Origin of the sequence: Tunturibacter empetritectus (genome assembly GCF_040358985.1) — a bacterium.
Taxonomy (GTDB): Bacteria; Acidobacteriota; Terriglobia; order Terriglobales; family Acidobacteriaceae; genus Edaphobacter; species Edaphobacter empetritectus.
On the sequence record NZ_CP132932.1, the window covers coordinates 2,010,757 to 2,035,037 of the forward strand.

Consider the following 24,281-nt stretch of genomic DNA (forward strand, 5'->3'; position numbering starts at 1 on the left):
AAGGAAAGATAAAGGCCGGCATACTTCAGAATGGGAATGAAGCTCCCCCGCATCAAGTTCGGACGACCGCAGCAGTTGGCTGCGTTGCTGTTGCTGATTTTTCTAGGCGAGTGCCTGTGGGTTATTGGGCGGCAGCAGCTCTCGCAGCAGGACTATCGTTATGCCGAGTGCGGCCGCGAGATGTGGGAGCGCCCCTCGCCGCTGGCCGGCTACTTCACCACCTGCGGCAATCTCAATGGCGACGGCACCTTTGCCTATCGCGTCGCCGGTCTTCCGCTCACCGTGCAGCGCCTGGCAATGCTCGGCGCAGATAAGCTTCGCAAGCCGGAGAATCGACTCTACACGCAAGGCTCGTTGAACGGCTCGACCTGGGAGGCGCGGCACGAGCTCTTCAGCGTCAAATATCTCCTTCATCTGCCTTTCCTCTTCTTCGCAATCTGGCTTGGCGGCGGCCTGTGGTGGGTCTCGCGCAGACTCTTTGGCAACGAAGGAGGATTCTTCGCACTCGGGCTCTACTGCTTCTGTCCGGCGATCGTTCGCTCCGCAGTCACACCCAACAACGAAGTCCTGGCGATGTGGGGACTCTACGGCCTCGTCTATACCGCCATGGGAGTCGCTCATGCGATGCAGGGTCCGCGGCGTAAATGGCGGCCGCGCATCGCGCTCCTCACCCTCGCCCTGGGACTCACCGCCGCCGCGCATCTGCTCGCAGCCATCCTCGGCTTTGTGATGGCGGTCGTGTGGATGATGTATCTCGCGCAGCGCCGTCGCAGCTATGTCATGCAGATCCTCGTCTTCTCCGCGGTCGGCGCACTGGCGATCCTCTTCGCGTCTTATGCCTTCCGCCTCGCTCCATTCAGCTACATCTTCACCGGCGGCGGAGCGCGTCTCTGGTTTGCGCTGGATGGAGCAAAACGCTTCTTCCTGAACTTCGCAAATGCTCCCATTGTCGTAGCCACGCTCGTAGCGCTTGTGCTCTATGTCTCCATCCGCCGCTGCCGCTACTTTGGCAACACCGCCCCACTCGTCATGGTTCTGCTGCTCTCTCCGCTGGTCACCACGCAGACAGTATCGCAACCCTGGCTGTGGGCGCTGCCCTTTCTCTTCACCTTCGTCGGCGGAGTCTTCGCGGACGCTCTGGAGACGCGCCAGCGCAGGATGTTTCTCGCCCTCTCCGGAGCAATCCTTTTCATGCAGGCGATTCTCTGCTTCTCGCTCCTGCCAGAGATCGCGCGTTAGAAGCGGTCCTGCCGGACGGGCCTCCTGCGCGGAGGGCGGTCACTTCGTGACGCGTATACCTTGTTTGGGCGAGGCTGGCTGCTCCGATCTTCCCGTTGGTCGGAATCATCTTCTTTCGCGACCAACGGGAGCGCCAACCGAAGGGGTATACAAGTCACGAAGTGACCGCCGCCGAATCGGGGTCCCCACAAACAGGTCTTCGTTTTTGGGGTGACCAAGCAGGGCGCCCGTCCGGCAGGACCCGGCAGTTGCGCGGAGTTGTCGGCTGATGCGGCATAATGGGTCCGCACCCTCATAAATCTGCTGCGCCCTGAAGGATGGTCTCGTCCCGTGATGATGAAAGTTTCTCTCCGCTCCGCCTGCACCGCATCTGCTCTTACCGTTTTGCTGCTGGTGGGCGGATGCCATCGCCACCGTAAGTCGAAGTCACAACCCAACACGACGGCGTACGCAGACAAGCTGCATGAGATGGTCGAGAAAAAAGTGCTGCCGCCCGAAAAGGTCGACACCACCAAGGTCCCCAACCTGCGCTGGCCGAACTTCTCCGACTACCAATCCATCGTGGCCACCTTCTATGACGACCGCAACTACGAGGTCGCCTGGACCCGCGACGGAGCACCGACTGCCTCCGCAAAGGGCTTCATCCAGGCATTCCAGGACGCCGCGACGAAGGGTCTGATCCCGGAAGACTACGACGCGCCGCGCTGGGCCGATCGCGTTCAAGCCCTCAACAGCAAATCCGAAGACGCCATCTCGCTCTTCGACGTAGCGATGACGGTCAATGTGATGCGCTACATCTCCGATCAGCGCATGGGCCGTGTCAATCCATCGCACTTCAACTTCGAGATTCCGGTACAGGATAAGAAGTACGACCTTGCCGAGTTCGTCTCCGACAACGCCGTAGACGCCACCGACGTGCCGAAGCTCATCACCAGTGTCGAACCCGACTCCGAAGAATACCGCCAGACCGAAGCTGCCCTCGCGCACTACATGGACCTCGCGAAGAAGCAGGGCGAAGCCCATGCGGATGCACTTCCCGCCGTTCCGAAGGCAATCTCGGTGGGCGGCACTTATGCCGCGCTCCCAGCCCTGCTGGCCAGGCTCCAACTCGAAGGCGACGCCGAACCCAACGCCACCGTCGCGTCTCCCACCACCTTCGACCCTACCCTCTCCGACGCCGTCAAGCACTATCAGCATCGCCACGGCCTCACCGAAGACGGCAAACTCACGCCGCAGACCATCAAGTCCCTCAACGTCCCCATGGACCTTCGCGTCGCGCAGTTGCAGGACTCGCTCGAGCGCTGGCGCTGGCTCCCCGAGCCCTACCTGCACGCCCGCCTGATGGTCAATCTGCCGGAGTTCGTCCTGCGCGGCTTCGACCCCGACCACAAGCTCGACTTCACCATGCGCGTCGTCGTCGGCCAGGTAAAAGGCGAACACGAAACGCCCGTCTTTACGCACATGATGAAGTACCTCGTCTTCCGCCCCTACTGGAGCGTTCCAGTCGACATCGCCCGCAAAGAGCTGGTGCCGCACATCGAGTCCAACCGCGGCTACCTCGCCAGCAAGAACTTCGAGGTCACTAACAACAAGGGCATCGTCCAGACCGACTACACCGCCCACCAGGTAGCCCAGGGCGCCGTGATGGTCCGCGAAAAGCCCGGCCCCAAGAACTCGCTCGGCCTGGTCAAGTTTATCTTCCCCAACCAGTACGACATCTACCTCCACTCCACTCCCGCCGTATCTCTCTTCGACCAGACCCGCCGCGACTTCAGCCACGGCTGCATCCGCGTTCAGAAACCCGCCGACCTCGCCACCTGGGTTCTCCAAGGCCAGGGTGAGTGGGATCTCGACAAAGTAAACGAGGCGATGAACAGTGGCCCGGACAACAAGACCGTCAGCTTCAAGACGCCTTTGCCCATCGTCATCTTTTATCTCACCGCCATCGTCGAAGACGGCGGCGAAGTCCACTTCTTCGACGACATCTACAACTACGACACCGAGATGCAGAAGGTCTTCTCCAAGGGGCCGCCCTACCCGGTCAAACCCGAACCCATCGTGCCCAAAACCAAGGAGGGCGAAACGGTCTAGCAATCGTGTAAGGTCTAGCACCGTGTAAACTGCTGTCCTCGAAACAGGGAGAGAAAGCATGCCAGCTGAAAACTTCAACCCCCGCGTAGACATGTACGTCGCGAAGTCCAAGCCCTTTGCCCAGCCAATTCTCGAGCACCTCCGCGAGCTTATTCACAAAGCCTGTCCCAACGTGCAAGAGAGCATCAAGTGGAGCATGCCGTTCTTCGAGTATGGCGGCGTCAACCTCGGCAACATGGCGGCTTTTAAAGAGCACTGCAGCTTCGGTTTCTGGGGCAAAGAGATCTCCGCGGTCTTACATGAGGCAGGCATCGTCCAGCGTGGTGGCATGGGCAACCTCGGACGCATCACCACCGTCAAGGACCTGCCCTCCGATAAGCAGATGCTCTTCTTCATCCGTCAGGCCACCGGCTTCATCGATCGCGGTGAGTACACCAGCCCCATGGCAGCCAAAAACAAATTGGTAAAACCGCCGAAGCCCGCTATCGAAGACCCTGCCGAACTCACCGCCGCGCTCAAGAAGAACAAAAAAGCCGCTGCAGTCTTCGCTTCCTTCAGCCCCAGCTGCAAGCGCGAGTACACCGAGTGGATCGCCGACGCCAAGCGCCCCGAGACCCGCGAAAAACGCATCGCAACGGCAATCGAGTGGATCGCCGAAGGCAAGCAGCGCAACTGGAAGTATCAAAACTGCTAGCGGTCTGCGCTCTGGCAAATCCACGTAAGCTGTTCTTACGTACCTATCAACAATCACACTTACGTTCTCGCCCTTTACCAAAATTCTCTGTATGCATCCTTCCACGAAACGATAGACTCGAGGGCGATGTCCTCCGTACCCAGGCCAGCAACCGCAAACGACGATCGAATGCATCCCGCTGCTCCGAAAACTACACTCCTCGATGCCGCTCTCTTCCGGCGAAGGCTGATGAGCTGGTACCGCACCCACGCACGCGAGCTCCCCTGGCGTCACGTCAGCGATCCCTACCGCACCTGGCTCTCCGAGGTTATGCTCCAGCAGACCCGCGTCGCCGCTGTCGTCGAGCACTACCAGAGCTTTCTCCGGCGCTTCCCCACGATCCTCGCCCTGGCGCTCGCGCCGGAGTCTGAAGTTCTCGCCCTCTGGTCGGGCCTCGGATACTACCGCCGCGCACGCATGCTGCACAAGGCCGCACAGTTCCTCATCGAAGAGCGTGGCGGCATCCTGCCCGGCACCGCCGCCGAGCTGCGCACCCTTCCCGGCATCGGCGAGTACACCAGCGCCGCCATCGCCAGCATTGCCTTCGGAGAGAGTATCGCTGTAGTCGACGGCAACGTGGAGCGCGTCCTGTTGCGCCTCACCGGACGGCCGGAGCAGAGAGACGCCGCCGGCCGCGCCTTCGTTCAGCAACAAGCCTCGGCCCTGGTGCCGAAACGGCGAATCGGCGAGCAGACCAACGCCGCAGGCGATCACAACCAGGCCATGATGGAGCTAGGCGCCACCCTCTGTCTGCCCAAGGCCCCACTCTGCCTGCACTGCCCCGTCTATGCCCTCTGCAAGACCCGCGGCGAGCATCTCACACCGCCTCGCGCCGCGCAGCTCAGCCGTCCCGCCGCCTATCTGCTCAACCTGCGAAAGCGCGGCACCCTCACCGAAGTCCTGCTTGAGCGTCGCCCAGAAGACGCCAGTCTGATGCCGGACATGTACGAGCTGCCCCCGCTTCCGCAGGATGCAGTCCAAGGCCGCGAACCTCTGCTGCGCCTGCGCCACGCCATCACCAACACCAACTACTATGTCCAGGTCTACGCCGCCAGCGGACCACAGGACCGCGGCCTGCGCCGTGCCGTTCCTGCCGCAAAGGGCGATCTGCACTGGGTCCCCACCAACAAGCTCAACTCCAAACCGCTCACCGGACTCGCGCGCAAAGTACTCCAGCGGCTCGATGTTATGAAGGTCGATCTCCCCAGGCTACCGGCAGCTTCCAACCCACCGAAAAGGACGATCTCGGCCCGCTGAGAGATCCCGCTCCCAGCGGGCCGCAACGAACTTGGTGCCGCGGCGACTCCCCGTACCGAAAACATCTAGTGCATCTGTGGAGCGGCCTTCTTGCCAGCGGCAGCGGCAGCAGCCTGAGCGAGCATCGAGCCCGGAACACCGCGAACTTTTCCATTGGTGGCGTTCGTCGACCGCGCTCCACTCCCTAACTGCATCAGCACAGGATGCTGCAACGTCACGATCACCGCCGTCGCCGCCGTCTTGCCCGTGCACATATAGCTGTGGATCGTGTTCGCATCGAAGTACACCGCATCCCCCGCCTCCACAGTGTGAATCGTCTCGCCATGCCGCACCGCGAGCGAGCCCGAAAGCAGGTAAAGAAACTCGCAGCCAACATGCTGATGCGCGCGCGGCGAACGGCCCTCTTTCTCCGGCAGAAACTCCGCGAAGTAAGGATCAAGCTGGCGGTCGGGAACCAGGTACCCCAGGCTCTCGAAATAATAGGCAGGGTCGTCGGCGCCGGTCTGCGGCAGGCGCACCCGCTCATCGCGGCGATGCACCCGGAACAGCGTCTGCGGCTCAGGATCAAAGAAGTAGCTCAGATCCTTCGAGAAAACCATCGCGATGCGCGCCAGGTTGCGCAGCGTCGGCACCACGCGTCCGGTCTCCAGCTGCGACAGGAAGCTGGCCGACAGCCCGGTGTGACGGCCCAGCTCGACCAGGCCCATCGACTTTTTCAATCGCAGGTGCTTGATGCGCTCCCCAATGCGCTTCTCGGCGATAAACGACTCGGCGGCCTCTCCATCGATCTGAAGGTGGCGAATACCCAGCAACGGGTTTGCCTCGCCGCCTGGAATCAGGCTGCTAGTGGGAGCGGGAGTCTCGGCGAGGGGCAGAAGGGAGGAGGATATAGTTTTGCTCATAAGATTTTTATTCGCTACGCCAACAGACGTTGAAACCCCGTCAAAAGATGTACGAAGGGCCTCACTTTCTGGATTGGATGCAGTTTTTTAACATTCACGCCGCACTCTGGCAAAAAAGATCTTCATCTGGCGTGTGCGGGAGGTGAGCTCTGAGCGAACCCTCTTGCTCCCGTTGGTCGCAGGCTGAGCTCGTGCCGACCAACGGGAGGAACTACCGAAGGGGTATACCCGTCACGAAGTGACCGCTCGAACCGGGGCCCCCCGCAGGTTTTCGTTTGCGGGGTGGCCAAGCGCAGTGGGCCCGTCCGGGCAGGACAGAGCTTCGATCTGGCCCTATGATGGTCACAGACCAATGAAGTCTTTGCTCCCCAGCCGTACGCAGACTCGGCGATGGCTATTCCTCGGTGTCATCGCGCTGCCGATCGTCTTCGCCGTGGGTTGCGCCAGTCCCGGCCCGCCCCACGCCCCCTCCCTCAATCTGCCCGAGGTCGTAAAAGACCTCACCGCCGAGAGAGTCGGCGACAGGGTCACGCTTCATTGGACGACTTCCGAGAAGACCACCGATCACCTTGCAATCAAAGGCACAATCACCGCAGAGATCTGCCGTGCTTCTCTCCCGGCCACCGCTTCCACTTCCGCCTGCACGATGGTCAAGCGTCTCACCGTACAAAGTGGACCGAGCCAGACCGAAGAGGTCCTTTCCCCCTTGCTGACGGCAGATCCTGCATCGCTCCTCGCCTACAAGGTCCAGCTCTTCAACCCTCATAACCGCTCAGCTGGCTCTTCCTCCGAGGCCTTCATCGCCGCCGGCACAGCCCCGCCGCCAGTCGAGCAGCTTCGGGCAACCTCCGTCCGAGAGGGCATTCAGCTGGAGTGGCAGCAGCCAAACACCTCTTCAAGCAACTCGCAGGTACAGCTTGACCGCCACGTCATCGCCTCCACGACCAGCACCCAGGCTCCCACCCCGGCAAGTTCAGCCTCCACCCCCGCAGCCAGGCCCGCACTCCGCAGCAAATCCAGAAAGCCATCGCCGGCCATCACCTTCGCCTCCGCGAAACCGCAGACCACGTCGACCGCACAGCCGAAGACGCCGGACGACGTGAAGTTAGAGACCCCGAAACAGACAGCCGACGCAGGCGGCACCATCGACCAGACCACACAGAAGGGCGACAGCTACCGCTACACGGCCAGGAGGGTTCGTGAGATCTCCCTCGCCGGCCACACTCTCGAACTTCGCAGTGAGATCTCCACTCCGGTCACCGTTACCATGCTCGACACCTTTCCCCCCGCCATCCCCACCGGCCTCGAAGCCGTGCCCGGGGGAGCCACCCCATCCGACCGGTCCATCGATCTTTCATGGACGCCCAACACAGATGTCGATCTCGCCGGGTATAGTGTGTATCGACAGGAAGTTACCTCGACAGGCCAAGTTGCGGGACCAGCAACGCGCCTGAACCCATCCCCGATCGTCGGTCCTGCCTACCGCGATCAAACCGCCATCCCAGGGCATCGCTACGCCTATCGCGTCACTGCGGTCGATGCCATCGGAAACGAGAGCGCCCCGAGCGCCGAAGTGCAGGAAATATTAAGGGAGCAATAAAAAAACACATGCGTTACTGCAAGTACCTGTCGTCGGAAAACGACACCTTTCTCCCACGCTATGCCCTCGTCGAGAAGCGCAACGGCATCCTCTGGGCCACACTGCCCATGCAGGCCCCTCAGGAAGACCTCAACACCCGCATCCTCGGCGGCGTCCCCATCCCCACCCTCGCAATCGACTTCGAGCCCACCCCGCTCGACGACCTGCATCTCCTCCCACCGGTCACCCCCTCGAAGATCCTCTGCGTTGGCCGCAACTACCGCGACCACGCTGCCGAGCTGGGCAACGAAGTCCCCAAAGAGCCGCTCCTCTTCTTCAAGCCACCCTCCTCGCTGCTCGGCCCCAAAGGCACCATCCGCATGCCCGCCATCTCCAACCGCGTTGATTACGAAGGAGAACTAGGCGTCGTCATCGGCCGCCGCTGCTACCGGATCGGTCCCGACGAAGACGTCCGCCCCTACATTCGCGGCTACGTCTGCGTCAACGACGTCACCGCCCGTGACATCCAGAAGTCCGACGGCCAGTGGACCCGCGCCAAGGGCTTCGACACCTTCTGCCCCGTCGGCCCCATCGTCTCCGACGAGATCGACCCCGTCGGATTCGCCGACAAAGCCCCAGCGCCGGTCACCATCACCACCCGCCTCAACGGCGTCGTCAAGCAGCAGGGCAGCACCCGCGACCTCATCTTCCCCATCGCCGACCTGCTCCGCTACATCACCGCCACCATGACCCTCGAGCCCGGCGACCTCATTCCCACAGGAACCCCAGCAGGAGTAGGAGCCGTCCAGCCTGGCGACCGCATCCAAGTGGAAATAGACGGTCTCGGCGTCCTCGATAATCAATTTGCCGCCGGCTGACCACCGCCGCGCTCTAACAGACAGCTGCACAAAACAGCGCAATCCCTCAGAGCTTGATAAAATCTCTACTAACAGCCAAGGAGAAAGATTATGGCATCGTTACTCGAACAGCTTCGCGGATACACCACCGTCGTCTCCGACAGCGGAGACTTCAACGCCATCCAGCAGTTCCGCCCACAGGATGCGACCACGAACCCCTCTCTGATCGCCGCCGCCGCCGAGAAAGCCGAGTACCAGTCTGTTGTCGACGACGTGCTCAAAGCAGTACGCAAAGAAGCAGGCCCCAACGCCTCCGACAAAGAAGTCGCTGCAATCGCCTTCCGGCCCCTCGAAGTCGCCTTCGGCCTCAAGATCCTCGACATCGTCCCTGGCCGCGTCTCGACCGAGGTTGACGCCCGCCTCTCCTACGACACCGAAAAGTCAATCGACGAAGCCCACGCCATCATTGCTCTCTATGACAAGGCCGGCATCTCGCGCGACCGCGTCCTCATCAAGCTTGCCTCCACCTGGGAGGGAATCCGTGCCGCTGAGATCCTCGAGAAGGAGGGCATCCACTGCAACATGACGCTGCTCTTCGGCATTCATCAGGCCGTCGCTGCCGCTGAAGCCAAGGCCACCCTCATCTCGCCCTTCGTTGGACGCATCCTCGACTGGTACAAGAAAGACACCGGCAAGGACTACGCTCCTGCCGAAGACCCCGGCGTTGAGTCTGTCACCACCATCTACAACTACTACAAGAAATTCGGCTACAAGACTGTCGTCATGGGCGCGAGCTTCCGCAATATTGGTGAGATTACTGAACTCGCTGGTTGCGACCTGCTCACCATCGCACCAAAGCTGCTTGACGAGCTTGAAAAGACCCAGGGCGAGCTGCCGCGCAAGCTCGATCCCGCGAAAGCACAGAGCCTGGACATCAAGAAGATCCCGATCGACAAAGCCACCTTCGACAAGATGCACGCCGAAGATCGCATGGCCACCGACAAGCTGAAGGAAGGCATTGACGGCTTCTCCAAGGCCATCGTCGATCTCGAAGTGATCCTCGAAAAACGTCTCAGCGAGATCAACGAACCAGCCGCAGCAGCTCGCTAATTCTCAACAGCCAATTCAACGTTTTCCCTCTCGGCGGCCTCTCAAAAAGGTCGCCGAGTTGTCTGTAACAAAACTTTATTAAGGGCCAACCGCCTCGCCTCAGACTTTGTCTAAATAAGGCGAGGTGAAACATGCACCCGATTAAAATCCTTGCCGCAACTACGGTTGTCGCTTTCAGCTTTGCGGTAGCTGCTCCCAAATCCCAGGCTCAAATCGCAGTCAACATCGGCCCCGCCCCGGTGTGCCCCTACGGCTACTATGACGTCGCCCCCTATAACTGCGCTCCCTACGGCTACTACGGTCCCGAGTGGTTCTCCAGTGGCGTCTTCATCGGCTCAGGCCCCTGGTTCCACGGTCCCGACCACTTCAACGGCCACGTCGACAATCACTTCCATCCCGAACACGGATATCACGGCCCCTATCCTGCCCGAGGCGAAGCCGCACGTCCTGAGAACCACGTCGACCACATGGAGAACTTCCACGGCAACGAGACGCGCGACGGCCATGGCCACGCAGGCGGCGAACACCGCTAACTCAATACGTAACCAAAAGAGTTAAAAATGTAACAAATAAAGTTACGTATACCTTGAATCAAGAAACACCGCAGTTACAAGAGAGGGGGCAGAGACCGTTTCCAGTCTCTGCCCTCTCTCTTCACCTCGCGACCTTCACAATACCGAAACTCTACCTCTCCCACTCGCCACCGCAGCCATCTGCGAGTCCACCACAGCTGTCGTCAGTCCACCCACCCCCTTGGCCGACTGCGCTCCCGGCCGGTGCTTGGATGCATACATCCTCTGGTCCGCCACCCGCAGCAGACGGATCGAGTCCTGCGCGTCCTGCGGATACACCGCCATGCCAACGCTCGCCGAAACCACCATCGGCTTGCCCTCCATCATCAGCGGCTGCTCCAGCGCCCCGCGAACCGACTCCAACAGGTGTCCGAGCCCCTGCTCCGGCTCCACATCCGCCGCCACAATCACAAACTCATCCCCACCCAGCCGCGCCAGCGTATCCGACGCCCGCACCCCCCGGCGCAGGTTCATCGAAACCTCGAGCAGCACCTGGTCGCCTATCTGGTGTCCCATCGTGTCGTTGATCTTCTTGAAGCCGTTCAGATCCAGAATGATCAGCGCCAGCCGGCTCCCCGTGCGATCCGCCCGGTCGATCGCCATCGTCAGCCGGTCGGCAAGCAGGCGCCGGTTCGGCAGTCCCGTCAATTCATCATGCAGCGCCAGCCACTCGTTGCTCGAGATCTGCTCCTCCAGCATCACCAGGATCATCCCAATCGAGATCAGCGACTTCTGCATATTCCAGATATGCGACGCAATATCGGCATACGCGCGATACTGCACAATCCACGGATGCAGCAGCAGGCACAGCGACCAGATCGTAAAGCCGGTCACAATCGCCAGCCTCCCGGTGCTTCCCGCCGGCAGCCGCCGCTGGAAGTTCAGCGCAGCCGTCGCATAGACGCAGCACAGGCTCCAGTACACCGCTGCCCGGTAGTCGGAGAGATGGATCAGATATCCCATCGCCATCCACGCGCACACATGCAGCACCGCCACCGTCAGGCTGCGGCGAAGATACAGCGAGGTCGATACCCCAACCACCATACCCGCTGCCATGCAAGGGAAGAACGCAATCCCCGTATACAGGTGCAGCCCATACACCGTGCACAAAGCCAGCAGCGGCAACGCATTCAGGCCCAGGTACAGCAGCCGCGCACTCTTCGAGACGGGGTTCACTCCCGACGCCCATACAAAGATCATGCCCGTCAGCAGGTAGCAGTCCATCACAATCACATGCAGAATCTTCTGCGGTGGTCCGTTCGGTGCGTAGAACGTATGCGCCGCCGCCTCCACCAGCGTAAAGAACAGGCCCAGCAGCCACAGGTCCGCACGCTCCTGCGGATGCCGCTTCCGCAGCAACACCAGGATCACAATCAGGATCAACAACGCCAGCAGATCGGGGAGAAAGGCAAAGTTCATCGGGACCCGGGCATCCGTCGCACTTGGATTTGGCCCCAGCCACAGGCCAAGCGGGATGCGTTTGCTTCCTCTACCTGCGACGGCCAGCTTCGCCATCGCCATAAAGCCCTGAAACTTTTGAAACCCAAACAATAGTCCAAAAACACCATCAGCGCGATGGCAAAAGCATCTTCTACAAAAATAAATTTGTAACAAACAACACTGCAGAGGAAGCACTGCGCAGAACCCTCCTGAGACGGGCAAACGCTGCCTCGGTCAACTCTTCTGAAGACAGCCGGAAAAAATTACAGAGCAAAATTTCTGCCCCCCCGCGGGATCTTTGAAACTTCGTTGCACTAACTTGCGGGGGCCCTGGTAGCTCGTCGGTCTCACAGAGATAGAAACGCTGTTTGTCGCACAATTATGCGGTATTCCCAAGCCAATCGAACATAAAAATTCCGCTGCAGAGAAGCTGCAAACAACGGAACATTGCTGATTTTTCCACTAAATTTATTACCTCAATCGCATCAATCGGATAGCCGTTCTCCCCACAGTCTGCCCCGCTAAAACTTCAGCATGGCGAAGAGTGGGAACGCAATGGTAGTGAACATAATCTGCAAACCGTTACAGACATAATTCGTTTAGAAACAACATTCACTACAAAAAAACAAACGAGCATGTCAGGGATCTGCTCTTCGATTTCCGTCGATTCGAGTCAACTATCGCTGCCCGCAAAAAAGTAGAGGGTTGAAGGTCATTACGACCAACCAACCCTCTACTTGCGTAAACCTACTTAGGTGATCGCTTACCGGTGCCCGCCACCACCGCCGTGGAACCCGCCGCCGCCACCCCCTTGGAATCCGCCGCCATGGAAACCTCCACCTGCGGCCGTTGCGCCATGGAAGCCTCCGCCCGCGACCGCTGCGCCCCGATACCCTCCGTTGCCGCCACGGAAGCCATAGCCGCCACGGTAGCCGTACCCTCGCCCATAGAAGCCACGGCCATACACAAAGCCGCCGCCATACAGGTAGTACGGCGAGTAGAAGCCGTAGCCGAACGGACTAAAGAACGGCCCGCCACCCGGCAGCCAGTCATAGGAGTAGAGACCTGCATCCCACGCCCAGCCCGGTGCAAACCCACCATAGCCATAGTCCGGCCCATATCCCGCATACTGCGCAGCGAGATTCACGTTCGCCTCGCCCAGGTACTGCGAGCGCAGCTCACTCCAGCGATATAGATCATCTTGCGAGCGGTCTTTGTTGAAGCTCACCGGCTTCACCGCCTCGCCAACAAGAATGATCTGCTTGCCGCCCTTTACCTCCACCGGCTTCACCTTGCTCTCAAGATCATTGCCGGGATAGACCGCCGCCTTCCCGTCGAACGTGCGCACCGTATTCGCATCCGCGTTGAACTCATACAGGCCGTTCTTTAGAATCTGCGTCTGACCGCCCTTCTGATCGATCAGGATCATATTCTGCGGATAGAGCTGATCCGCCTCCACCTCGGCGCGCCCCTGCTCCACGCTTACCTCGGTGTGAGTCAGATCCGGCTTGATCATCTTCACGGTGCTGTTCTTATCCAGCCGCAGAAACACGCCCGGCGTCAGCAGCATCTCAGCTCTTCCATCCGCCGTTGCAAGATATTGGCCCGGCTGTATCTCGGCCTGGCCCACGGATCGTGCCGTAACCTGGCGGCCGTCGATCGAAGCCTGGCCTTCCACGTAGTTGAGAGATCCTGGGCGGGCTGGGTTCGCGCCTTGCTGCTGAGCGCTCTGCTGCTGAGCAATGACAGGCGGAAGCAGAGTCGCCAGGGAAAGAAGAACGATTGATTTGAGCCCTGACATATTCGTAAAACCTCTGTTTATTTAGATGAAACAGAAGGAGAAACGTAACATTATGCTCAACCCATGCCTGACCATTGGACCCCATGTGGTTCAATAAGTTGCTGCCCTGACCAAAGGCGACGGAGGAATGACAAGGCGGGGACAAGACTTCATCAAAGACACCGAAAACGAATCTTTCGACACCGAAAACAGCCTTCAAAGGCAGTTGTAAAAGTTATGTCTCTTTACGAAGCGTCCTGCCGGACGGGCGCCCTGCGCTGGCGGCGGGCGTTTGCACGCCATTTTAAAGCTTCGCCCGGTCCTTCCGCTGGTCGGAATCAACACCCTTCGCGACCAACGGGAGCGCCAACCGAAGGGGTATACAAGTCACGAAGTGACCGCACGCCGCGTAGGCGGCCCGTCCGGCAGGACAGTTTCTACAAAATATAACGCGAAAGATCTTGATCCTTCACAATCGAAGCCACCTGCTGCCGCACATACTCCGGATCAACCACGATCACCTTCTCCACGCCCGTTGCGGTCTGCCGCTCGATCACCGGCAGCGGCGGCGATGGCATCTGCGGCTCCGACGTAAGCGAAGCAGAGACAGGCACTTCGCCCACAACGCCCTCCTCCGTAATCTCCGCCCGCGGGCTCTTGAACAGATCCGGAGCCTGGAAGCTGATCTCATCGAGCACGCGTTCCAGAATCGTATGCAGTCTCCGAGCCCCAATGTTTTCCGTAGTTTCGTTCACCCTGAAGGCAAACTGCGCCATCTCCGCAATCGCCTCCTTGGTAAACTCCAGCTTCAACCCCTCCGTCTCCAGAAGCGCTGTAGACTGCTTCACCAGCGACGACTTCGGCTCCGTAAGAATGCGAATAAAGTCGTTCACCGTCAACGAGTTCAACTCCACGCGAATCGGAAAACGTCCCTGCAACTCCGGAATCAGATCGCTAGGCTTCGACACATGAAATGCCCCTGCAGCAATAAACAGGATGTGATCGGTCGAAACCATCCCATACTTCGTGCTAACCGTAGTCCCTTCCACGATCGGCAGAATATCGCGCTGTACGCCCTCGCGCGAGACATCCGGCCCGTGCCCACCCTCGCGCCCGGCAATCTTGTCGATCTCATCCAGAAACACAATCCCCGAATCCTCAACCCGCTCCACCGCAAGCCGATTCACCTGATCCATATCGATCAGCCTGCTCTCCTCCTCCTGCACCAGGTAGTCGAAGGCCTCTGCCACCTTCATCTTGCGCTTCTTCGTGCGCTGTCCAAACAGCCCCGGCAGCATGTCCTTCAGATTGATATCCATCTCCTCAGAACCCTGATTTGAGATCACCTCAAAGCTAGGCTGGTTACGGTCGCGCACATCCAGTTCCACTGTGCGCTCATCCAGCTTGCCCTCGCGAAACTGTTGCCGCAGCTTCTCTCTCGTCCGATGCTCACGGTCCCCCGGCTTCTCCTCGGAGTCATCCACTGCCCCCGCCACAGGCAGCTGAATCACATTGCTCCCAGGCTCGTGCGTCGCCGCAGCGGCAGTTGCAGCAGGAGCGGCCGTTGGCGTCGGAGGCAGCAGCAGATCGATCAGACGATCCTCCGCCGCAAGCTCCGCCTTGTCCTCCACCTCTTCCATCTTCTCTTCGCGAACCATGTCGATCGCGATCTCCACCAGGTCGCGCACAATCGACTCCACATCGCGCCCAACATACCCGACCTCGGTAAACTTCGAGGCCTCCACCTTCAGAAACGGCGAGTTCGTCAGCTTGGCCAGCCTTCGCGCAATCTCCGTCTTTCCCACGCCCGTTGGCCCGATCATGATGATGTTCTTCGGCATGATCTCATCAGCCAGCTCTGGCGGAAGCTTCTGCCGGCGCATGCGATTACGCAGCGCAATCGCCACCGCCCGCTTGGCCGCATGCTGTCCCACCACGTACTTATCGAGCTCCGTGACGATCTCACGCGGCGTCATCTCGTCCAGTGCAAGCGCCTGATCTTCAGCAGTTCCAGGTAAAAAAATTGCCATCGTGCTGTACTCCTTGTCGCATGTCGCAGCGACGAATCTTTGAACCTCTACGAACTGTCGAGCCTACTGGTTCTCTGCCGTCTCGGACTTCAGCTCTTCCACCGTCACCTGGTCATTGGTATAGATGCAGATCTGTCCGGCAATCTTTAGACTCTTCACGGCAATCTCTCGGGCGCTTAAATCGGTGTTCTCCATCAAAGCCCGCGCGCTGGCCAGGGCAAAGCTGCCTCCGCTGCCAATCGTCGCGATCCCTTCATCCGGATCGATCACATCGCCGGTGCCCGACAGCAGAAACGTATGTTTCGAATCGGCCACAATCAACAGCGCTTCAAGCTGCCGCAACATCTTGTCCGTGCGCCAGTCCTTGGCCAGCTCCACCGCTGCCCGCCCCAGGTTGCCCGCATACTGCTCCAGCTTCGTCTCAAACCGCGCAAACAGCGAGAACGCATCCGCAGTCGATCCCGCAAATCCCGCCAGAACCTTGTCCTGGTACAGACGCCGGATCTTCTTCGCCGACCCCTTCATAATCGTCGAGCCAAGCGACACCTGCCCATCGGCAGCCATCACCACGGAGTCGCCGCGACGCACACAGATAACGGTAGTGGAGCGAATCCGCCGCCCGTCGCCCAAATCCAGTGGGTGGGCGATGCCAAGCGGGTGGGGAACGCCAAGCGGCTCGGCGATGCGAAGCGGAAGAGTGGAGTTTTTAGCGGGAGCGGACAACTTGGAAATAGAGGACGAAGGCGGCTTCATGGGCAACCTTCAGTATATCGTCAATCCTCCATTCCTCTACGCCCGCGCATCGCCCATCCGTCAATCCAGGTAGAGGGGCGATTCCCAAGCACAAGCGTTCATCTGCGGCAGCTCGCGTTCTCCGCATTCGGAAACGCCAGAAAAGTAATGCTTGCCGGAGCAAGACGAACCACCCCGGCAGCCTGCGCCTCTCCTTCGAGCGAAGGAAGATCCCCTTCGGAGTTAACCTGCAACTCCACGCCATTCAGCTCCACTTTGTTGTCCATCAGGTCCTTCGCCGTCAACGTGTAGCGCTTCGACTTCGCTGGCACCTTGAGTTCCTGAGCCGTCGTACGATCGGCGTTGATCGCCAGCAACGCCACACCTCCCGCTTGATTCCGCAGGCAGTGCGCGTACATATGCAGATTCGGCGAAGGCGAAGCATCAGCATCGAGCACCGTCGTCCCCATCAGCTTCCGCCATAACAAAGCAGACCAGTAGTTCGGGCGGGGAATCAGCGTAGCCTCATCCACCAGCGCGTAATCGCTCGCTGCCAGTGTGTTGTGCATCACCACCTGCACACCCCGCTTCGCCAAAGTTCCAAGTTGATTCAGGTAACGGAAGCTGTCGATAAAGTCCGAAGCCCACGGATTGCCGCCACACGCCGTCTCGCCTGTCTCGGTCAGCCAAAGCGGTTTACCCGGCGCAAATCGATCGCGTAGCTTCGCATAGAAATCCTCATCCCGATTCGTCCGCGACAGCCAATCATCCGTCAGCGCCGCCTCCGATGTCGTCTGCATCGCCGCGCCCATCATCTTGCATCGCTGCGAGACGCCCCCGTAAAAGTGATACGAAAATGCATCCACACCAGGTCCGGACGCAGCCATCATGTCCTCGGTCTTGATCATCGAATTCGGCGGCAGTCCAACCGCAAGCCCTATCTCCCCAACCGACCCGGGGCCGAGAATCACCATCTCGGGCGCAGCTTCCTTCGCAAATCCGCGAAACACCTTGAAGTCTCTTCCATACGCCGCGGCATCATAGCCCTTCGGCGCGCCCCCCATCCCGGCAAAGGTCGGCTCGTTGAACATCTCCGCCGCCGCAATACTGCCCCCGGCCGCCTTCGTGTATGAGAGCACCTTCTTTGCCTCCACCGGAGTCCAGACGCCCTCGGCATCGCGCACCCCTGGGCTTATCGCGAAAGACGTCACAATCTTCGCATCCACAGCCTTCGAAAAATCGATGACGCCCTTCCACTCCGGCCGCGTCAGCACGGCGTTGAAACCTATTGGCGGAGTCGCCGGTACCGGCTCGTCCGAATCATGGAAGTAGGTCGTGTTCTCCCAGGTTCCGCTAACCCTTACATACGAAGGCGCCAGTCCCGCCGCAAGCTTGCGCAACCGCGGGTTCGCCAGGTTGATCGGCTCACGGTACCGAAACGCGGAAGGATCCATCCCCGCAGGAGCCGAGTTCTTCGCGCTGGCCGGCACATCCTGCTCGGCGCTGCCTTGTTTCTTGTAAGGAGCCCAGAAACGTCCGCCAGTCACCTCAACCATCTCGATGTTGAACGATTGAAAGCGCTCTTCTACCGTACCGACCTTCGGCATCTTCGCAGGGGTAATCGCAACAGGAGCTTGAGCGAGGAGAGTCAGCGGCCATGCAGGTGCGATCAACGCAAGCCCCAGCAGAGATCTAAACCATTTCGTTCCATTCATATTCGTCACTCCCGGGAGCATCCACGTCATTTAGTTTGAACTTCGCCGGAATTCTACTCTCAGCGGATAAGAATAAGAAACCCTCTATTTAAATTTCTTTTGAAGCACCTGACCTTCGCCGCAATCCCCCAAAAGAACGTTACTGACACAGCACCTTCCCCCTCCCGATCCCCTCGTCATGGACTATGCTTTTTGGCAGAGACTGTGTTTGCGCTGATTCCAACCCACCTGCCGTACGTCCTCCGTTCGCCGCGAGTCCTCATCGCCATGGGAGCAACGACAGCGGCAGCAATCGGCGTCGTCAGCTACGTCCTCACGCGCAAAAAACCCACTGCCGAAGAGGTCGAGCGCGAGCGTCGCGAGACCTTGGCGCGAGTCGGCCGCATCACCGACGGAACCATCATGGACACCATGGTCGCGGAGGTTCGCAAACCTGCCCTCGATCTCGCAGACGACCCGGAACCAGCCCGCCAGGGCCCTCTAACGCCAGAGATGATCGTCTACGTCTACCGCATCGCCGGCGTGACCTACGAGTGCGCCCAGGACGTCACCATGCTTCCAGAGCTGGTTTATGGCGTTCGCACCGATCTTCCCATTCAGGTTCGCTACGCTCCGCAAAATCCCGCCAATAGCATCATTGTGGCGGAGACCTGGAGCGGCCTACGGCTGGGAACACGCACACCCGTACCCTATCCCACCTCGGACGAAGAGGAACTCGGCGAACCTATCTAGCCGCGAGGCCTGCCGGCTTCAGTTTCAGATCGCCTTTAACTCCTCCCTGGTCTTTCAACCGGCAGTTATCCCGATTGAACCGAATCCCTGCGCAGACTACACTTAACGTCATGCACATGGTCGCCACTCCGAACAGCAAGATGCAGCGAGTCTTGCAGCTGTCCATGGTGCTCACCCTGGCCTATGTTGGTGCGACCTTCTTCTTCGGTCTACGGGCACACTCCCTGGCCCTCATCTCAGAGGCAGGACACAACGTCAGCGACCTGCTCGCCATTGTGCTCTCCTTCGTAGCCGTTTATTTTCAGGCACGTCCCGCAACCGATCAGAAGACCTTCGGATACCAGCGTGCCGGTGTCCTCGCCGCGTTCGTCAACGCCGCAACCCTCGTCGTGCTCTCGTTATGGATCGCCTTTGCCGCAGTCCACCGTTTCAGCGCACCCGTCGACGTGCAGCCCAAGCTGATGATGTACGTCGCGGCCGCCGGTGTGCTAATGAACGGCACCATCGCAACCCTGCTCTGGAAGTTCTCCGGCGACGTCAATATCCGCAGTGTCTTCCTGCACATGCTCGGCGACACGCTCTCCACCGCCGCGGTCATTGCAGGCGGCGCAGCCATCTTCTTCACCCACCTGTCGTGGATCGATCCGGTGCTCTCCATCCTCATCGCCGGCATGATCCTCTACAGCTCCGTCGGAATCATTCGTGAGACGCTGAACATTCTGCTCGAAGGCACGCCACGCAATCTTGAGCTCGGCGAGATTCGTCAGGCGATGGCCTCGGTCGGCGGCGTCCTCAACGTCCACGACCTTCATGTCTGGAGCCTCGGCTCCCAGTCCCACGCGCTTGCCAGCCACGTCACCATCGCTGAGATGCCCATGTCTGAGTGCAGCGGCATCCTCGCAGACATCAAGTGCGCTCTACGCGACCGCTTTCACATCACCCACACCACGATTCAGTTTGAGATCACCGGCTGCGAGACCACCCATGGCTGCGCCGCCCCGCCAGAGCTCGAGGCAATCGGCGCCCACAGCCACGATCATCACGGTCACGCTCACTGATTAGTCCTGCCGGACGGGCGCCCTGCGCGGGCGGCGGTCACTTCGTGACTTGTATACCCCTTCGGCTGGTCCTCCCGTTGGTCGGAGGGAAGATTATTCCGACCAACGGAGGAGCCAAGCCGATAACCCGCCAAGAAAAGGTATACGCCCCACGAAGTGGGCGCCCTCCGCGTAGGAGGCCCGTCCGGCAGGACACTTATCCTCTAAACCAGCGTAGCGTCGACGGTGATCGTCGCAGCCTTCAACACCTTCGACACCGGGCAGCCGACCTCGGCATTGTGTACCAGCTCATCGAACTTTGCCTTATCAATGCCAGGAATCTTCCCCTTAGTGGTCAGGTGAATCTTGGTGATCGTAGGCGCGCCGTGAACATCGAGCGTCAGCGTCGCGGTCGTCTCAATGGTGTCGGGAGTAAAGCCCGCCTCAGTAAGCTGGCCGCTCAGAGCCATCGTGAAGCAGCCCGCATGTGCCGCCGCAATCAACTCCTCGGGGTTTGTCCCCACACCATCGGCAAAACGAGTCTTGAAGCTGTACTGCGTATCCTTCAACGTGCCGCTCTGTGTGGAGATGGTGCCGGTGCCGTCCATAATCTTGCCATGCCATACTGCGCTGCCAGTGCGATCCATCGTAGTTCTCCTTTTGTTTTCAACTGTTACCTGTCAACAGTACCTTCTTCGATGCGCCGCTTGCGCCAAAGGACCTTGAAAAAATCCCATCCGCGATAGCATCTTGAAATGCCGCCGATCCCAGCCGTCGAAGCATCCGCAGACCAGCCCCTCGCGTCATGCCCCATCTCCACCGAGCACCACTCCCGTTTCTGCCCCACCTGCTCCTCGCGCCTTGAAGACAGCCGCTGCAAGCTTATCTGCCGAACCTGCGGCTACTTTCTAAGCTGCGCCGACTTCTACTAACTCGCAGACTGAGCCCCGCAGAGCCCTCTCAGAAACTGTCCTGCCGGACGGACCCACTGCGCTAGGCCACCCCACGAACGAAGACCTGTTTGCGGGGACCCCGGTTCGGGCGGGCGTTCACACGCCTTTTTAGAGCTTCGCGTGGTCCTCCCGTTGGTCGGAATTATCTTTGTTCGCGACCAACGGGAGCGCCAACCGAAGGGGTATACAAGTCACGAAGTGACCGCCCGAATCGGGTGGCAAGCGCAGCGGGTCCGTCCGGCAGGACAGTTTCTGGACAGATTCTCAGGCCGTACCTTCGCGCGATCTACCTCCCCTGGCTAGCCTTCCGCGCCGCCTCGAACTCATCCTTCGCCTTCCACTGAATCATCGCCGGCGCGCTCAAAGCCTCCCACCCCAACTCCATCCCAAACCGGTCGAGCTTCGCGTTCCCGCTGAAGTCCCAGTCCTCGTGGAAGTTGTCGCTGAAGTTGTGATAGTCGTGCTCCGTGAACTCCTCATGTTGCTTATGACCCCAGGCCGCATCATGCCCTTCATAAAGATTCCCCGTCTCAATCGAGAACGCCGGAATCCCAACTCTGGACAGGCTGAAGTGGTCCGAGCGGTAGTAGCTCCCCGCCGAAGGCTTCGGGTCCGGCACAATTGCAAGATTGAACCTCTTCGCCGTAGCCTCCACCGTCGGATAAAACGTCGTCCTCTGCGCCCCATTCACATTTGTCTCCAGCGGCACCCCAATCGGCAGAATCATGTCGTAATTGATATCCAGCTCAATCTGCCCCGCCGGAATCGGCGGATGCTGCCCCAGATACTCCGACCCCAGCAGCCCCTGCTCCTCCGCCGTCACCGAAGCAAAGACGATCGAGTGCGGCAGCTTCACCCCCGACTCCGCCCACGCCCGCGCCATCTCCAGCAGCATCCCGCAGCCCGTGCCATTATCCGCCGCGCCGTTATAGATATTGTCACCAGCCATCCCCGCCACAAACCCCAGGTGATCGTAGTGAGCCGTATACATCACCGCCTGATCCTTGCCGCCAGCATTCGCACCCGGCAAAATCCCCACCACATTCGGCGACTGGAACGGCCGCACCGTGCTCTCAACATGCGCCTGCAACCGCACCGGAAGCTCCACCGCCTTGAACCCACGCTTGCCCGCCGCAACAATCTCCGCATCCGCATCCAGCCCACTCGCAGCAAAGATCTTCTTCGCCACATCAAGCTGAATCCAACTCGCCGCCTCGAGCTGCGGATTCTTATCATCCCGCAGATATGTCTTTTCGCTGGTATTTGAGTTCTTCACCACATCCCAGCCATAGCTCGCCAAGTCCGTGCGATGAATAATCAGCGCGCCCACCGCGCCCCTTCGCGCCGCCTCTTCAAACTTGTACGTCCAGCGCCCATAGTAGGTCAGCGCATCACCGCCAAAGAAGTTCGGATCGGTCGAAGGTGGATCGCCCACGATGCACAGAATCACCTTCCCCTTCACATCCACGCCAGCGTAGTCGTCCCACTGAAACTCCGGTGCAATCGCACCATAGCCCACAAACACAATCGGCGCATCGATATCCACGCTAGGCGTCAGCTTTCGGTTGCTCACCGTATAGTCTTCCGCATACGTCAGATCGATCGAATGCAGATCAATCGACATCCCCGCAGGCTTCTTCGGAATCAACGACATCGTCGTCTTCTCCGGAATCACCTTCATCCCCACAAAATTAATCTGCTGTAGAAAAGTTCCGTTATCCCCACCCGGCTTCAGCCCATACAGTGCAAACTGCGTGGCAATATACTTCGCCGCAATCTCGCTCCCGCGCAGTCCTGGTCCGCGTCCCTCCAGCAGGTCGTCCGACAGAAAGCGCACCTGCGCGCGAATCTTCTCACCGTCAATCGAGGCCTCCGCCGCCTTCACCGCTGGCGGAATCGACTGTGCGATCAAGGCGGTGGAAAGTGAGAGAAAAGCGGCAACCACAACTGAGGCAGAACGAATCTTCATCAAGGCAGGCTCCTGCACGACGGCATTCTTCGGATACCACGAGTCTAATCGATGGCCGGCAGGGATATCTCTTCGCGACCAACGGGAGCGCCAACCGAAGGGGTATACAAGTCACGAAGTGACCGCCCCGCGCGCAGCGGGTTTCTAGATATTGTTTGCGCGTAGCGGCCTTTTGATATGTTTATTCGCATGGTGATGAAGCGTTTTAGCGCAGCTCTGACGATTCTCCTCGCAATCCCGGCAACTGCCCAGGACAAGACGCTGGCCCCCACACCGCCCATGGGATGGAACAGCTGGGACGCCTACGGCGCTACCATCAACGAGTCTCAGTTCCGCGCCAACATGGTCGTTCTCGCCGCTCAGTTGAAGGAGTTCGGCTGGCAGTACGTCGTCATCGACGAAGGCTGGTACCTCCAGAACCCCGAGAACATCTCCATGCCGCAGGCTCTGCGCTACACCATCAACCTCCGCGGACAGTACGAGCCCGCGCCCAACCGCTTCCCCTCGTCCGCGACCGGCAGCGGCTTCAAACCACTCAGCGACGCCGTCCACGACGACGGCCTCAGATTCGGAATCCACATCCTCCGGGGCATCCCAAAAAAGACCGTCTTCGCCAACACCCACATCGGCTCCACCCGATACCGCGCCGCCATTGCCGCGGACACCACCGACACCTGCTCCTGGAACCCGGACAACTTCGGCGTCAAAGCCAACCTCGCCGGACAAGCTTGGTACGACGCCCTGATAAAGCAGTACGCCTCCTGGGGCGTCGACTTCCTCAAGGTCGACTGCATCGCACACCCCTACAAGAGCGCAGAGATTCGCATGATCCACAAAGCCATCGAGCGCTCCGGCCGCCCCATGGTCCTCAGCCTCTCGCCCGGGCCCACACCGATCGACCACGCTGGCGAAGTGGCAAAGAACGCGCAGATGTGGCGCATCTCAGATGACATCTGGGACCACTGGGACAAGGACCCCGACGCCGAATGGTCGCAAAGCATAAAGGGCCAGCTCCCCATCCTTGCCCAGTGGGCCGATCAGGCAAAGCCTGGAAGCTGGCCCGATGCCGATATGCTCCCCATTGGCCAACTCCGCCCAAACCCCGGCTACGGCAAACCACGAAACTCAAGGCTCACCCAGGACGAGCAGAGAACCATGATCACCCTCTGGGCCATCACGCGATCGCCTCTCTTCCTCGGCGGAAATCTAACCCAGATGGACGACGCCCTCAAGTCGCTGATCACCAACCAGGAAGTCCTCGATATGGATCGCTACTCCACAAACAGCGAAAGAAACACAGAGGACGGCTCGCTCGTCACCTGGACCTCCCACTCCATCCGCGGAGACAAGCACTACCTCGCCCTCTTCAATCTCAGCGACGCACCCGTGCACATCGACAAGACCTTCGCCCAGTACGGCTATGTCGACAAAGCACAATACAAAGTCCGCGACCTCTGGCAGAGAAAAGAGCTAGGCCTGCTGAACTCCCTCCAGGTCGATCTCCCCCCACACGGCTCCGTCGTCTACTCCCTCCACGACTAATTTGTCCTAAC

The 24,281-nt window shown here is 59.8% G+C and carries 19 protein-coding genes; 11 read left to right on the forward strand and 8 right to left on the reverse strand.

Going from position 1 to position 24,281, the window contains the following annotated elements:
* The first annotated feature begins 36 nt into the window (after window positions 1-36).
* The 4 genes from RBB75_RS08400 to RBB75_RS08415 all read left to right on the forward strand — a co-directional run bounded on the left by RBB75_RS08400 (window position 37) and on the right by RBB75_RS08415 (window position 5,320).
* Complete coding sequence (locus RBB75_RS08400) at window positions 37-1,239, forward strand: hypothetical protein (RefSeq protein ID WP_179640376.1); 1,203 nt, start codon at window positions 37-39, stop codon at window positions 1,237-1,239.
* Window positions 1,240-1,572: 333 nt separating this feature from the next.
* Window positions 1,573-3,330 (forward strand): L,D-transpeptidase family protein, encoded by a 1,758-nt coding sequence (locus RBB75_RS08405; RefSeq protein WP_353070159.1) that lies wholly within the window; start codon window positions 1,573-1,575, stop codon window positions 3,328-3,330.
* Window positions 3,331-3,388: 58 nt separating this feature from the next.
* Complete coding sequence (locus RBB75_RS08410; RefSeq protein ID WP_353070160.1) at window positions 3,389-4,024, forward strand: YdeI/OmpD-associated family protein; 636 nt, start codon at window positions 3,389-3,391, stop codon at window positions 4,022-4,024.
* Window positions 4,025-4,150: 126 nt separating this feature from the next.
* Window positions 4,151-5,320, forward strand: coding sequence for an A/G-specific adenine glycosylase (locus RBB75_RS08415; RefSeq protein WP_353070161.1), 1,170 nt, complete (start codon window positions 4,151-4,153; stop codon window positions 5,318-5,320).
* A gap of 65 nt (window positions 5,321-5,385) precedes the next feature.
* Here RBB75_RS08415 and RBB75_RS08420 read toward each other — a convergent pair whose 3' ends face one another.
* Window positions 5,386-6,222, reverse strand: coding sequence for a helix-turn-helix domain-containing protein (locus tag RBB75_RS08420; protein WP_353070162.1), 837 nt, complete (start codon window positions 6,220-6,222; stop codon window positions 5,386-5,388).
* 352 nt (window positions 6,223-6,574) lie between these two features.
* Here RBB75_RS08420 and RBB75_RS08425 point away from each other — a divergent pair, with 352 nt between their 5' ends.
* The 4 genes from RBB75_RS08425 to RBB75_RS08440 all read left to right on the forward strand — a co-directional run bounded on the left by RBB75_RS08425 (window position 6,575) and on the right by RBB75_RS08440 (window position 10,301).
* On the forward strand, window positions 6,575-7,822 hold the full coding sequence (locus tag RBB75_RS08425; RefSeq protein ID WP_353070163.1) for a fibronectin type III domain-containing protein: 1,248 nt from the start codon (window positions 6,575-6,577) through the stop codon (window positions 7,820-7,822).
* A gap of 8 nt (window positions 7,823-7,830) precedes the next feature.
* A complete protein-coding gene (locus tag RBB75_RS08430) occupies window positions 7,831-8,679 on the forward strand; it encodes a fumarylacetoacetate hydrolase family protein (protein ID WP_353070164.1) in 849 nt (282 codons plus the stop codon).
* Window positions 8,680-8,769: 90 nt separating this feature from the next.
* Window positions 8,770-9,768 (forward strand): transaldolase, encoded by a 999-nt coding sequence (locus RBB75_RS08435; RefSeq protein ID WP_179640381.1) that lies wholly within the window; start codon window positions 8,770-8,772, stop codon window positions 9,766-9,768.
* A 131-nt stretch (window positions 9,769-9,899) separates the two neighbouring features.
* Window positions 9,900-10,301 (forward strand): hypothetical protein, encoded by a 402-nt coding sequence (locus RBB75_RS08440; RefSeq protein ID WP_179640382.1) that lies wholly within the window; start codon window positions 9,900-9,902, stop codon window positions 10,299-10,301.
* A gap of 135 nt (window positions 10,302-10,436) precedes the next feature.
* Here RBB75_RS08440 and RBB75_RS08445 read toward each other — a convergent pair whose 3' ends face one another.
* From RBB75_RS08445 to RBB75_RS08465, 5 genes are all read right to left on the reverse strand, one after another.
* Window positions 10,437-11,861, reverse strand: coding sequence for a GGDEF domain-containing protein (locus RBB75_RS08445; RefSeq protein WP_353070165.1), 1,425 nt, complete (start codon window positions 11,859-11,861; stop codon window positions 10,437-10,439).
* Window positions 11,862-12,543: 682 nt separating this feature from the next.
* Window positions 12,544-13,581: a hypothetical protein gene (locus tag RBB75_RS08450; RefSeq protein WP_179640384.1), complete on the reverse strand. Its 1,038-nt coding sequence runs from the start codon at window positions 13,579-13,581 to the stop codon at window positions 12,544-12,546.
* A gap of 416 nt (window positions 13,582-13,997) precedes the next feature.
* Window positions 13,998-15,590 carry an ATP-dependent protease ATPase subunit HslU gene (gene hslU / locus RBB75_RS08455; RefSeq protein ID WP_179640385.1) on the reverse strand — a complete coding sequence of 531 codons (1,593 nt, stop codon included), beginning with the start codon at window positions 15,588-15,590 and terminating at the stop codon, window positions 13,998-14,000.
* A 63-nt stretch (window positions 15,591-15,653) separates the two neighbouring features.
* The gene (gene hslV, locus RBB75_RS08460) at window positions 15,654-16,343 is read right to left on the reverse strand and encodes an ATP-dependent protease subunit HslV (protein ID WP_306459732.1); all 690 of its coding nucleotides are present in this window, start codon (window positions 16,341-16,343) and stop codon (window positions 15,654-15,656) included.
* Between the two features lie 98 nt (window positions 16,344-16,441).
* A complete protein-coding gene (locus RBB75_RS08465) occupies window positions 16,442-18,037 on the reverse strand; it encodes a hypothetical protein (RefSeq protein ID WP_353070166.1) in 1,596 nt (531 codons plus the stop codon).
* Between the two features lie 192 nt (window positions 18,038-18,229).
* On the opposite strand from RBB75_RS08465, the gene RBB75_RS08470 reads away from it, so the two are divergent.
* A complete protein-coding gene (locus tag RBB75_RS08470; protein ID WP_179640386.1) occupies window positions 18,230-18,769 on the forward strand; it encodes a hypothetical protein in 540 nt (179 codons plus the stop codon).
* A gap of 110 nt (window positions 18,770-18,879) precedes the next feature.
* Entirely contained in the window at window positions 18,880-19,827 is a 948-nt protein-coding gene (locus tag RBB75_RS08475) for a cation diffusion facilitator family transporter (protein ID WP_353070372.1), read from the forward strand.
* A gap of 203 nt (window positions 19,828-20,030) precedes the next feature.
* Here the strand turns inward: RBB75_RS08475 and RBB75_RS08480 are convergent, their stop codons facing one another.
* Together RBB75_RS08480 and RBB75_RS08485 are read right to left on the reverse strand one after the other, a co-directional pair.
* Window positions 20,031-20,453 carry an OsmC family protein gene (locus tag RBB75_RS08480; RefSeq protein ID WP_353070167.1) on the reverse strand — a complete coding sequence of 141 codons (423 nt, stop codon included), beginning with the start codon at window positions 20,451-20,453 and terminating at the stop codon, window positions 20,031-20,033.
* A gap of 592 nt (window positions 20,454-21,045) precedes the next feature.
* Window positions 21,046-22,728 carry a M28 family peptidase gene (locus RBB75_RS08485; protein ID WP_353070168.1) on the reverse strand — a complete coding sequence of 561 codons (1,683 nt, stop codon included), beginning with the start codon at window positions 22,726-22,728 and terminating at the stop codon, window positions 21,046-21,048.
* Between the two features lie 177 nt (window positions 22,729-22,905).
* Between RBB75_RS08485 and RBB75_RS08490 the strand changes: the two genes are divergently transcribed.
* On the forward strand, window positions 22,906-24,270 hold the full coding sequence (locus tag RBB75_RS08490) for a glycoside hydrolase family 27 protein (protein ID WP_353070169.1): 1,365 nt from the start codon (window positions 22,906-22,908) through the stop codon (window positions 24,268-24,270).
* The last annotated feature ends 11 nt before the right edge of the window (window positions 24,271-24,281 follow it).

Bases quoted from the DNA above. Each gene is read 5' to 3' on its own strand.
- RBB75_RS08440 (WP_179640382.1), top strand. From the start codon at position 9,900: ATGCACCCGATTAAAATCCTTGCCGCAACTACGGTTGTCGCTTTCAGC.
- RBB75_RS08465 (WP_353070166.1), bottom strand. From the start codon at position 18,037: ATGAATGGAACGAAATGGTTTAGATCTCTGCTGGGGCTTGCGTTGATC.
- RBB75_RS08425 (WP_353070163.1), top strand. From the start codon at position 6,575: ATGAAGTCTTTGCTCCCCAGCCGTACGCAGACTCGGCGATGGCTATTC.
- RBB75_RS08490 (WP_353070169.1), top strand. From the start codon at position 22,906: ATGTTTATTCGCATGGTGATGAAGCGTTTTAGCGCAGCTCTGACGATT.
- RBB75_RS08480 (WP_353070167.1), bottom strand. From the start codon at position 20,453: ATGGATCGCACTGGCAGCGCAGTATGGCATGGCAAGATTATGGACGGC.
- RBB75_RS08430 (WP_353070164.1), top strand. From the start codon at position 7,831: ATGCGTTACTGCAAGTACCTGTCGTCGGAAAACGACACCTTTCTCCCA.
- hslV (WP_306459732.1), bottom strand. From the start codon at position 16,343: ATGAAGCCGCCTTCGTCCTCTATTTCCAAGTTGTCCGCTCCCGCTAAA.
- RBB75_RS08485 (WP_353070168.1), bottom strand. From the start codon at position 22,728: ATGAAGATTCGTTCTGCCTCAGTTGTGGTTGCCGCTTTTCTCTCACTT.
- RBB75_RS08450 (WP_179640384.1), bottom strand. From the start codon at position 13,581: ATGTCAGGGCTCAAATCAATCGTTCTTCTTTCCCTGGCGACTCTGCTT.
- RBB75_RS08405 (WP_353070159.1), top strand. From the start codon at position 1,573: ATGATGAAAGTTTCTCTCCGCTCCGCCTGCACCGCATCTGCTCTTACC.
- RBB75_RS08445 (WP_353070165.1), bottom strand. From the start codon at position 11,861: ATGGCGATGGCGAAGCTGGCCGTCGCAGGTAGAGGAAGCAAACGCATC.
- RBB75_RS08435 (WP_179640381.1), top strand. From the start codon at position 8,770: ATGGCATCGTTACTCGAACAGCTTCGCGGATACACCACCGTCGTCTCC.
- RBB75_RS08400 (WP_179640376.1), top strand. From the start codon at position 37: ATGAAGCTCCCCCGCATCAAGTTCGGACGACCGCAGCAGTTGGCTGCG.
- RBB75_RS08410 (WP_353070160.1), top strand. From the start codon at position 3,389: ATGCCAGCTGAAAACTTCAACCCCCGCGTAGACATGTACGTCGCGAAG.
- RBB75_RS08420 (WP_353070162.1), bottom strand. From the start codon at position 6,222: ATGAGCAAAACTATATCCTCCTCCCTTCTGCCCCTCGCCGAGACTCCC.
- hslU (WP_179640385.1), bottom strand. From the start codon at position 15,590: ATGGCAATTTTTTTACCTGGAACTGCTGAAGATCAGGCGCTTGCACTG.
- RBB75_RS08415 (WP_353070161.1), top strand. From the start codon at position 4,151: ATGTCCTCCGTACCCAGGCCAGCAACCGCAAACGACGATCGAATGCAT.
- RBB75_RS08475 (WP_353070372.1), top strand. From the start codon at position 18,880: ATGCACATGGTCGCCACTCCGAACAGCAAGATGCAGCGAGTCTTGCAG.